This is a genomic window from Streptomyces sp. FH025 (assembly GCF_017427025.1).
Lineage (GTDB): Bacteria > Actinomycetota > Actinomycetes > Streptomycetales > Streptomycetaceae > Kitasatospora.
On record NZ_JAFLNG010000242.1, the window covers coordinates 1 to 10,171 of the forward strand.

Genomic DNA, 10,171 nt, shown 5'->3' on the forward strand with positions numbered 1-10,171 from the left:
TGACCGACGCGTGGGGGCGTGACGCCCGGCTCTGGGTGAGGTGGGGACATGTGGGGCTGTGCCGGACCGGATCGTAGGAGGGGCGGCAAGGCTCGTCAATAGGTCTGGACCAATGAGGTCTGGACCAATGGTGTGAGGCGCGCCCCGGTCGGGCGCACCCCTCGCTGATCGACCGTCCGAGGCCCCTCGATGCACGTCCGTTCGCGGGCTGCGGCCCGTCAGGTCGCCGGGGCCAGGTGGTGGGGGTCGGGTTCCGGGGGCCAGGTGTCGCGGGCGAGGACGCCGAGGGCGTAGGCGCGGGCGACCAGGGCGGTGCGGTTGGGGAGGTTCCAGCGGCGGGACAGCCGGGCGAGGTGGTAGTTGACGCCGTCCGGGGTGAGGCCGACCTCCTTGGCGATCCGGGCGGTGGTGGCGCCCCGGGCGGCCGCGGCCAGGATGAGGGCCTCGATCCGGCTGACCTCGGCACGCGGGCCGGGCGGCGTGGTGGCGGGCACGTCGAGGGTGTGCAGCGAGAGCAGCAGGTTCGGAGTCTGCTCCGGGGTGTCGCTGCACAGGTCGACGGTCATCTCCCCGTGCCGTTCCGTCCTGTCGGGAGGCGTCCAGGTGACCCGGGTCCGGTACTGCGAGCGGCGGTGCAGCCGGACGGCCTCGGTGAGCGCCGGGATGGTGGCGCTGTCCCGCAGGGTGAAGAACTCCAGGATCCGGCGGTTGCGCAACCGGCCAGGGAGCAGTCCGAATTCGGCCGCCATCGCGCGGTTGGCGATCAGGATCCGGCCTCCGAACTCGCAGACGGCGATGGGCAGCGACACGTGGTCGAGCAGGCGCAGCGCCCGGTTGCGCCAGATCACCGCGGTGTCCGGCCGGGTGCCCGGCGTCGGACCGCGGTCGTCGGTCGCTCGCATGCTCCGCTCTCCTTCCACGGCACCCTTCCCGAACCGGATCTGACACGTCGTGGGCAAGTCCCGGGATGTCATCGACACTACACAATCATGTAGTGATCGTGGCCCGGCGATCGCTGCGGGGGCGGAGAGTGGAGATGCTGAGAAACTTTCCTGCCCTTGGGAGGGACCCACCGATGACCGAGACCATGCCCGAGGCCGCGACCGAGGCCCCGAACGTCCCCCTGGTGGACGTCTCCGCGCTGCCGCCGGTCAGCGTCCCGATGCTGCGGACCATGGAACTGGTCAGAGAACACGGCCCGGCCTTCGTCCAACGCCTGCACGGGCGGGACCTCGTGGTCGTCAGCAGCCTGGAGCTGGTGGCCGAACTGGCCGACGAGGAGCGCTTCACCAAGTCGATCGGCCCGGGCCTGGAGAACGTCCGCCAGTTCACCGGGGACGGCCTGTTCACCGCGTACAACGACGAGCCGAACTGGGCCCGGGCGCACGACATCCTGGTGCCCGCCTTCGCGCTCGGCTCGATGCGCACCTACCACCCGGTGATGCTGAGGGTGGCGCGACGGCTGATCGAGTCCTGGGACCGACGGACGGCCGCCGGGTCGCCGGTGGACGTGCCCGGTGACATGACCCGGATGACGCTGGACACCATCGGGCTCGCCGGGTTCGGCTTCGACTTCGGCTCCTTCGACCGCAACGAGCCGCACCCGTTCGTGGACGCGATGGTGCGCTGCCTGGACTGGGCGATGAACCGGATCACCCGTGACCCGTCACTGGACCACGGCGAGCAGGACGCCGCGTTCCGTCGGGACGCCGACTACCTGGCCGCCGTGGTGGACGAGGTGATCGCCGCCCGCGCCGGGGGCGGCGCCGGAGCGGGCCCGGTCGAGGACCTGCTCGGCCTGATGCTCGACGCGGTGCACCCGGTCGACGGCTCCCGGCTCGACATGGAGAACATCCGCAACCAGGTGATCACCTTCCTGATCGCCGGCCACGAGACCACCTCCGGCGCGCTGTCCTTCGCGCTGTACTACCTGGCCAAGCACCCGGCCGAACTGCGGCGCGTCCAGCGGGAGGTGGACGAACTCTGGGGTGACCGGGCCGACCCGGAGCCGTCGTACGAGGACGTCGGCCGGCTGCGCCACACCCGCCGGGTGCTCAACGAGGCGCTGCGGCTGTGGCCGACGGCGCCCGCGTTCACCCGGGAGGCGCGCGTGGACACCCTGCTCGGCGGGTGGGTCCCGGTCCGCGCCGGACAGCCGATCTTCGTGGTGACCCCGATGCTGCACCGCGACCCGGCCTGGGGCGACAACCCGGAGCTGTTCGACCCGTCCCGCTTCGACGAGGAGTCCGAGGCGGCCCGCTCGCCGCACGCCTTCAAGCCCTTCGGAACCGGTGAACGGGCCTGCATCGGGCGGCAGTTCGCGTTGCACGAGGCGGTCATGCTGCTGGGCATGCTGGTCCACCGCTACCGGCTGATCGACCACGCCGACTACCGGCTGACCCTCAAGCAGTCGCTCACCATCAAGCCGGACGGCTTCACGCTCCGCCTCGCCCGGCGCACCCCCGAGGCCCCGGCGCGGGCCGCGGCCGACACCGTGGTGCGGACGGCGGCCGTGGAGCTCCCCGCGAGGGTCCGGCAGGGCACCGGCCTGCTGCTCCTGCACGGCTCCAACTACGGCGCCTGCCGCGAGTTCACCCGCCAGCTCGCCGAGGCCGCCGCCGAACTCGGCTGCGAGACCACGACCGCCCCGCTGGACGCCTACGCGGACGGCCTGCCCACCGACCGTCCGGTGGTGATCACCGCCGCCTCGTACAACGGGCAGCCGACCGACGACGCGGCCGCCTTCGTCCGCCGCCTCCAGCAGGACGGGACGGCCGACGGCGTCGAGTACGCGGTGCTCGGCATCGGCGACCGCACCTACGCGGCCACCTACCAGCGCATCCCCGCCCTGATCGACGACCGGCTCGCCGCCCTCGGTGCCACCCGGCTGCTCGCCCGCGCCGAGGCCGACGCCTCCGGCGACCTGGACGGCACGGTGCGGGCGTTCACCGAGGCGCTGGGCGCGGCCCTGCTGGAGCGCTACGGCGACGCCGACGCCCCCGCCGCCGCCGTCCACCGGGAGGAGGCGGCGTACACGGTCACGGAGCTGGCCGGCGGCCCGCTGGACGCGCTGGCCGCCCGGCACGGCATGACCGAACTGACCGTCACCGCCGTCGGCAGCCTGACCGATCCGGCCTACCACCGGGTGAAGCGGCTGGTCCGGCTGGCTCTGCCGGACGGCGCCGACTACCGGACCGCGGACCACCTCACCGTGCTCCCGGCCAACGACCCGGACCTGGTCGAGCGCGCGGCCAAGCTGTTCGGCGCCGACCCGGAGGCCGTGCTCAGCGTCGTCGCCCACCGGCGCGGCGGCCTGGCCGTCGACCGCCCGCTGACGGTGCGCGAGCTGCTCACCCGCCACGTCGAGCTGCAGGACCGCCCGACCGCCGAGCAGCGCGCCGTGCTGGCCGAGCTCAACCCGTGCCCGCCCGAGCAGGCCGCCCTGCGGACGCTGCCCGCGGACGACCCGCGCACCCTGCTCGACCTGATCGAGGACCACCCGGCGCTGCGCGGGCGGCTGAGCTGGCCGGTGCTGCTGGAGCTGCTGCCGCCGATCCGGCCCCGGCACTACTCGATCTCCTCCTCGCCCACCGGGGACGCGGGCCAGGTCGACCTGATGGTCTCGGTGCTCAGCGCGCCGGCCCGCTCGGGTCGGGGGACCTTCCGGGGCACCGGCTCCGGCTACCTCGACCGGGTGGCGGTCGGCGACACCGTGCTGGCCAAGGTCCGGCCGTGCCGGGAGGCGTTCCGGATCGGCCACCGGGCCCCGGTGATCATGATCGCGGCCGGCACCGGCCTGGCGCCGTTCCGCGGCGCCGTCGCCGACCGCCGGGCGCTGCGCGCGGACGGGCCCGGGCTCGCCCCGGCGCTGCTGTACTTCGGCTGCGACGCCCCCGAGGCCGACTACCTGCACCGGGCCGAGCTGGAGGCGGCGGAGCGGGCCGGCGCGGTGTCGATGCGGCCCGCCTTCAGCGAGCGGCCGCAGGACGGGCGGCGCTTCGTCCAGGACCGCGTCGCGGCGGAGGCGGCGGAGGTCTGGGAGCTGCTGGAGGCCGGGGCCGAGGTGTACGTGTGCGGCGACGGCGCCCGGATGGCGCCGGGGGTGCGGGACGCCTTCCGGGCGCTGTACCGGGAACGCACGCCGGGGGCCGACGAGCAGCGGGCCCGGGACTGGTTGCAGGGCCTGGTCGAGTCCGGCCGCTACGTGGAGGACGTCTACGCGGGCTGACGCCCGGACGCCGACCGGCCGCCCGCTCCGGGTTCGGAGCGGGCGGCCGGGCCGTACGTCGCGTCAGTCGAGGTGCACGCCGTACCTGGTGAGCGCCGCGTTCACCGGCTGGTAGAAGGTGGTGCCGCCGATGGTGCAGTCGCCGTTGCCGCCCGAGGTGAGGCCGAGCGCCTTGGTGCCCTCGTACAGCGGGCCGCCCGAGTCGCCGGCCTCGGCGCAGACGTTGGTCTGGATCAGGCCGGTGACGATGCTGCCGTCGGTGTAGCGGACGGTGGCGTTGAGGCCGGTGACGGAGCCGGTGTGGGTGCCGCTGGTGGAGCCCGTACGGGTGACCGGCTCGCCGACGTACGCGTCCGGGGCCGAGGTGAACCCGCCGGGGTGGCTCAGCGCGCTGTTGTCGTAGCGGATGAGGGCGTAGTCGTGGTTGGGGAAGGTCGAGTTGATGGTGGGTCCGATCTGCGTGGTGTGGGCGGCGTCCGTGTACCAGGTGGACGCGAGGTTCCCGCAGTGCCCGGCGGTGAGGAAGTAGGCGGTGTTCCCGCTCGCCACGTTGAAGCCGAGCGAACAGCGGTAGTTGCCGCCGTAGACGGCGTCGCCGCCGGCGAGCAGCGTGGCGAGCACGCCGGGGACGCGGTGGATGGTCAGGGTGGACGAGGCGGGGCCGGCGGCGTGCATGATCTTGGCCAGTCCGGCCGGGGACACGGTGCTGTCGGCGGTCACCACGACGCGTCCGTTGGCCTGGTCGACGTACCACGCCGTCCCGTTGACCTGGGCGCTCAGCACGCTGTTGCTGACCGCGGCGAGTTGCTCGGGTTCGACGGCGCGGTTGGGGGCGGCGGCGGCGCCCGGCACGGCGACCGCGGTGGCGGTCAGCAGGCCGAGGGCCACGGCGAGCCGGCGGGTGCGGCGGCTGCGGCCGGTGCGGGGGGTCCTGCGCGTGGTCCTCACCGAATCTCCTCCTGGGAGTAGGAAGGCCCCCGGGGTTCGGGGGCCGTGAGGCGCGGTCAGGCGGGTGGGCGGACTCCGGCCGGTGCTCTCCGGAAGCGCGGCGGATGATCTGCTCCTGACAGGCGCTGTCCGAAAGTATGAGGAATCGGACCTTTCGGTACAAGCTTCCTGACGTGGTGTCGGGGGACGCGCGGGTGCCCGGGCGTCCGCTTACGTGATGGTCCGAAGAAAGTGTTATCCGCACGGCCGATGCGCGGTCTCCTGGGCGTGGGCACGGACGCGCCGGGCCGCGGTGGAGGGCCGCGGCCGGCACGCGGGGTTCGAAATGGGGCGCTCCGCGCGGAGGCACCGCCTCCGGCCGCGTCCGTACCCACGGCGCCCGCCGGACCATGTCCCGTCCGGCCGGGCGCCGCCCGGCGGTCCGCCTGCATTCCCCCACGGCGGCGGACCGCCGGGCCCTGCCGTAGGGCGAGGGCGTCCACCGGGGAGGTGTCGGTGTCTCAGATCGCCGGGCCTACGCTCCCCTTAAGAATATTTTCGCATCTTAAGGGTTTGCGTGAGTACCTCCCCTTCGACTCCGGCCGCCCCGACGGCCGACGCGACGACCGACCCCGGCCGGGTCGACCCGGCCGTGTGGCGCCTGGCCTTCACCATCATCACCGGGGCCATGGCCGTCGTCTTCGACACCACCATCCTCAGCGTGGCCCTGCACGACGTGGCGGCCGACCTCGACGCCTCGCTGGGCACCATCCAATGGGTCAGCACCGGCTACCTGCTGGCCATGTTCGTCACCATCCCGCTCGCCGGCTGGGCACAGGCCCGCTTCGGCGGCAGGCGTCTGTGGGCGGGTTCCCTCGCCGTTTTCCTCCTCGGCTCGGTGCTGTGCCCGCTGGCCTGGAACGCGCCCAGCCTGATCGCCTTCCGCCTGGTCCAGGGCGTCGGCGGCGGCATCATGATGCCGCTGATGACCACCCTGATCATGCAGGCCGCCAAGGGCCGCAACATCGGCAAGGTCATCGCGACCATCAGCCTGCCCGTCGCCCTCGGCCCCATCCTCGGCCCCGTCCTGGGCGGTGTCATCCTCGGCCTGGGCGACTGGCGCTGGCTGTTCCTCGTCAACATCCCCTTCTGCGCCATCGGCCTCCACCTCGCCCTGCGCAACCTGCCCGACGACCGGCCCGCACCCGACGCCCCCCGCCCGCGCCTCGACATCGTCGGCCTGCTGCTGCTCTCCCCGGGCGTCGCCGCCGTCATCTACGGGCTCTCCCAGGTCGAAGGAGACGCCGGCCCCACCTCCGCCCGCGTCCTCGTCCCCCTCGTCGCCGGGCTCCTGCTCGTGGCCGCCTTCGCCCGCTGGGCCTGGCCCCGCGCCTCGAACGCCCTCGTCGACCTCACGCTCCTGCGGCACCGCAACGTCACCGCGGCCGCCGTCCTCGGCTTCCTCTCCGGCATCACCCTCTACGGAGCGATGCTCCTGCTCCCGCTGTACTTCCAGCAGGCCCGGGGGAGTGACGCCCTCGCCGCGGGCCTGCTCCTCATCCCCCAGGGCGTCGGCACGCTCCTGTCCCGGACCGTCGTCGGCAAGTACACCGACACCTTCGGACCGCGCCGGGTCTCCTTCGTCGGATTCACCGTCGTCGCGCTCGGCACCCTCCCCTTCGCGTTCGTCACCGAATCCACCGGCGACACCCTCCTGATGGCGGTCCTGTTCGTGCGCGGCTTCGGCATGGGCGGCGCCACCATCCCCCTCACCAGCGCCATGTACGTCGGGCTCAAGCCCGCCGAGATCCCCGACACCAGCGTCCTGCAGCGCGTCGTCCAGCAGCTCGGCGGCTCCGTCGGCACCGCCACCCTCGCGGTCATCCTCCAACACGCCCTCGCCGACGCCCACACCCCCGCCGCCCTCGCCGACGGCTTCGGCACCGCCTTCTGGTGGGCCACCGCCTTCACCGCCATCGGCATCCCCCTCACCCTCCTCCTGCCCGGCCGCACCAAGGCGCCCGCCGAGCCGGAGGAGACGACCGACGGGGCCGTGAACACGGCCCGGCCCTGAGTTGAATCTCCTGGTGGGAGCGGCTCGCATGACGGGCCGTGGGGCCCCCGCGCCGTCCGAGGTGGAACCGCCCACCGGGGACGGGGACGGGCTCGCCGGGCTGCGGGAGGAGCACTGGGCGGCGCCGTTCCCCGAGGGCATCCGCGGTGTGGAAGTCAACGGGGTGGACCTGCTCATGGTGGACGAAGCTGTCGCCAACCTCGTTGATCGGGAGCTGGACGGCGGACTCGACGGCGACGGTGTCGCCCGCCTCTGGTCCTGCATCCACGAGCTCGACCAGGTCCTGCCCGGGATCAACGAGGAGTACTGCGCCGCCTTCTACGCCCGCCTCAGGACGTTGGCCGGGATCGCGGCGGCGCATCACCTGCCGCCCGCCAGCTGAGAGCCGGGCCCGGGCCGAGGACTCGCCAGGACGGCTCCAGCGGCAGGACGTGCCCGGTCAGCGTCTCGACATCGGCCGGGACGTCGGCGCGGGCGCGCAGGCCGGGGAAGACCTCGGCGGTGTAGGCGGCGTGGGCCTCGGCGGAGGACCAGAGGGTGGTGACGAGGTAGCGGTCGGCGGCGAGCCGGGTGACGGTGCCCGCGAGCAGACCGCCGGCCGCCGCCATGCCGGGGGACCAGACCTCCCGCTGGACGTCCAGGAAGTGGTCGGCACGGCCGGGGCGCAGCAGGCAGTCGGCGACGCGCAGGAGTTCGGCGTGCTCCAGGGCGTCGGGCAGGGAGATCGGCACGGTCTGCACCACCGGGCCCGCCGCCACCCGGATCGCCGTCCAGGTGTCGCGCTGGGCGGCCGTCTCGGCGACCGCGTCGTGGCGTTCGCCCATGAAGCGCTCGTACGCCGGCTCGTCGGCCCACAGGCCGAGCACCAGCGCCCGGCCGTCCGCCGGCGACCAGCCGCCCACCTGGCCGACCAGGCCCGGCTGGTCCGCGATCGCCGCCCAGCGGCGCTGTCCGGCGGCGAACGCCGCGCGGGCGCCGGGCCGTACCCGGCAGTCGATCCACTTGCCCCACATGCGGGCCATCATGCTGCGCCCGGTGGGAGGAGGATCAATCGGCCGGAGGTCGCGGGGCACTCGGGCGACCGGCGTAGGCCGATGGCGGGATATTGCACACTCCCGTCATTGCCGCCATGCCGCGCCTCGGGTGAGGGTGGAGCCATGGACGACGCACCCCGCCTGCCGCACCTGGTCGTGATCCCGGTCTTCGCCGGGGTGAACGCGCTGGACGTGACCGGGCCCGCCGAGATCTTCGCGCTGGCCGGGCGGCTGCTGGCGCCGGGCCGGCCCGGGTACGAGGTGCGGCTGTGCGCCGAGCGGAGCGGGCCGGTGGAGACCTTCTCCGGGGTGCCGCTGCTGGTCGGCGCGACGCTGGACGAGGCCCGGGTGCGGCCGGACACGGTGCTGGTGCCGGGCCGGGTGGAGCTGGGCCCGCACGGGCCGGTGCCGCAGGTGGACCGGGCGGTGGTGGCCTGGCTGCGCGGGGTCGGTCCCCGGGCCGGGCGGGTCGCCTCGGTGTGCGCGGGCGCGCATGTCACGGCGGCCGCCGGGCTCCTGGACGGGCACCGCGCGACCACCCATTGGGCGACCGCCGAGCGGCTGGCCGCGGACCACCCGGCCGTCGAGGTGGACCCGGACCCGGTGTTCATCCGCTCCGGGCGGATGTGGACCAGCGCGGGCCTGAGCACCTCCATGGACCTCACCCTGGCCCTGGTCGCCGAGGACCACGGTGACGACCTCGCGCTGGAGATCGCCCGGATCATGGTGATGTACCTGCAACGGCCGGGCGGCCAGAGCCAGTTCAGCGTCCCGCTGGCCCACCTCGCCGGAGGCCGGTCGGACCTGCGGAGCCTGCGCCGCTGGATCGGCGAGCACCTCGACGCCGACCTCTCGGTGCCCGCCCTGGCCGCCCGACTCGCCATGAGCGAACGGCACTTCGCGAGGGTCTTCCGGGCCGAGACCGGCACCACGCCCGGCGCCTACGTCGAGGAACTCCGGCTGGAGGCCGCGCGCCGACTGCTGGAACGGACCGGCCACCCGCTGCCGGGCGTCGCCCGGGCCTGCGGCTTCGGCTCGGTGGAGACCCTGCACCGGGTGTTCCGCGAGCACCTCGGCGCCACCCCGGGGGAGTACCGGCGCCGGTTCCGCCTCGCCGCCACCCCCTGAATCCGTAGAACCGAACTCATCGCACCTACCGAGGAGAACTGTGAACCTCACGGTCACGCACATCGGCACCGCCACCGTCCTGCTGGAGATCGGCGGACTGCGGCTGCTCACCGACCCGGTCTTCGACCCGGCCCCGGCCGAGTACCGGCACGACCCGGTGGTGCTGCGCAGCACCACGGGCCCGGCCCTCGCCGCCCACCAACTGCCGGAGGTGGACGCGGTGTTGCTCAGCCATGACGAGCACCCCGACAACCTCGACGCCGCCGGCCGCGCCCTGCTGGCCGGGCGCCCGGTGCTGACCACGGTCAGCGGCGCGGCCCGTCTCGGCGGCGGCGCCCTGGGCCTGGCGCCCTGGGAGACCCGCACCCTGACCGTGAACGGCCGCACCCTGCGCGTCACCGGTACGCCCGGCGAGCACGGCCCGGTCGGGGACGTGACCGGTTTCGTGATGGAGGTGCCCGGTGAGGAGGAGGCCCTCTACGTCTCCGGGGACACCGTGCACATCCCCGAACTGGACGAGATCGGGCGGCGGTTCAGGATCGGCACCGCCCTGCTGCACCTCGGTGCGGCCCGGATCGAGGCCTTCGGCGGCGGCGAGCTGATCACCATGGACGCGGCCCAGGCGGCGGCCCTCACCACCTCGCTGGGTGCCCGCCGGGTCGTCCCCGTGCACTACACCTCGTGGGAGCACTTCACCGAGGGCCGGGCGGAGACCACCGCGCACTTCGCGGCGGCGGGCCTGGCGGACCGGCTGCACTGGCTCACCCCGGGAGTCGCCGA

The 10,171-nt window shown here is 74.0% G+C and carries 8 protein-coding genes; 5 read left to right on the forward strand and 3 right to left on the reverse strand.

From position 1 onward, the window contains the following. Positions 1 to 218: 218 nt before the first annotated feature. Positions 219 to 902 (reverse strand): LuxR C-terminal-related transcriptional regulator, encoded by a 684-nt coding sequence (locus J0670_RS18450; protein WP_207812714.1) that lies wholly within the window; start codon positions 900 to 902, stop codon positions 219 to 221. Positions 903 to 1,075: 173 nt separating this feature from the next. On the opposite strand from J0670_RS18450, the gene J0670_RS18455 reads away from it, so the two are divergent. Then, the gene (locus tag J0670_RS18455) at positions 1,076 to 4,228 is read left to right on the forward strand and encodes a bifunctional cytochrome P450/NADPH--P450 reductase (RefSeq protein WP_207812715.1); all 3,153 of its coding nucleotides are present in this window, start codon (positions 1,076 to 1,078) and stop codon (positions 4,226 to 4,228) included. Positions 4,229 to 4,291: 63 nt separating this feature from the next. Here J0670_RS18455 and J0670_RS18460 read toward each other — a convergent pair whose 3' ends face one another. Beyond that, the gene (locus J0670_RS18460; protein ID WP_207812716.1) at positions 4,292 to 5,176 is read right to left on the reverse strand and encodes a S1 family peptidase; all 885 of its coding nucleotides are present in this window, start codon (positions 5,174 to 5,176) and stop codon (positions 4,292 to 4,294) included. A 556-nt stretch (positions 5,177 to 5,732) separates the two neighbouring features. Between J0670_RS18460 and J0670_RS18465 the strand changes: the two genes are divergently transcribed. Next, positions 5,733 to 7,229, forward strand: a complete 1,497-nt coding sequence (locus J0670_RS18465; protein ID WP_307806576.1) for an MDR family MFS transporter — start codon at positions 5,733 to 5,735, stop codon at positions 7,227 to 7,229. A gap of 28 nt (positions 7,230 to 7,257) precedes the next feature. Beyond that, positions 7,258 to 7,611, forward strand: a complete 354-nt coding sequence (locus tag J0670_RS18470) for a hypothetical protein (protein ID WP_207812717.1) — start codon at positions 7,258 to 7,260, stop codon at positions 7,609 to 7,611. Here the strand turns inward: J0670_RS18470 and J0670_RS18475 are convergent. Further along, positions 7,559 to 8,242, reverse strand: a complete 684-nt coding sequence (locus J0670_RS18475; RefSeq protein WP_207812718.1) for a DUF4937 domain-containing protein — start codon at positions 8,240 to 8,242, stop codon at positions 7,559 to 7,561. The two genes, J0670_RS18470 and J0670_RS18475, sit on opposite strands and share 53 nt — an antisense overlap. Before the next feature lie 144 nt (positions 8,243 to 8,386). Between J0670_RS18475 and J0670_RS18480 the strand changes: the two genes are divergently transcribed. Both J0670_RS18480 and J0670_RS18485 read left to right on the forward strand, forming a co-directional pair. Next, the gene (locus J0670_RS18480; protein ID WP_207812719.1) at positions 8,387 to 9,391 is read left to right on the forward strand and encodes a GlxA family transcriptional regulator; all 1,005 of its coding nucleotides are present in this window, start codon (positions 8,387 to 8,389) and stop codon (positions 9,389 to 9,391) included. A 40-nt stretch (positions 9,392 to 9,431) separates the two neighbouring features. Next, the coding region (locus J0670_RS18485) for an MBL fold metallo-hydrolase (RefSeq protein ID WP_207812720.1) at positions 9,432 to 10,171 on the forward strand (740 nt) is incomplete at its 3' end.

Excerpts from the sequence above, each read along its gene's own strand:
- J0670_RS18450 (WP_207812714.1), bottom strand. The coding sequence starts at position 902 with ATGCGAGCGACCGACGACCGCGGTCCGACGCCGGGCACCCGGCCGGAC.
- J0670_RS18455 (WP_207812715.1), top strand. The coding sequence starts at position 1,076 with ATGACCGAGACCATGCCCGAGGCCGCGACCGAGGCCCCGAACGTCCCC.
- J0670_RS18470 (WP_207812717.1), top strand. The coding sequence starts at position 7,258 with ATGACGGGCCGTGGGGCCCCCGCGCCGTCCGAGGTGGAACCGCCCACC.
- J0670_RS18475 (WP_207812718.1), bottom strand. The coding sequence starts at position 8,242 with ATGTGGGGCAAGTGGATCGACTGCCGGGTACGGCCCGGCGCCCGCGCG.
- J0670_RS18480 (WP_207812719.1), top strand. The coding sequence starts at position 8,387 with ATGGACGACGCACCCCGCCTGCCGCACCTGGTCGTGATCCCGGTCTTC.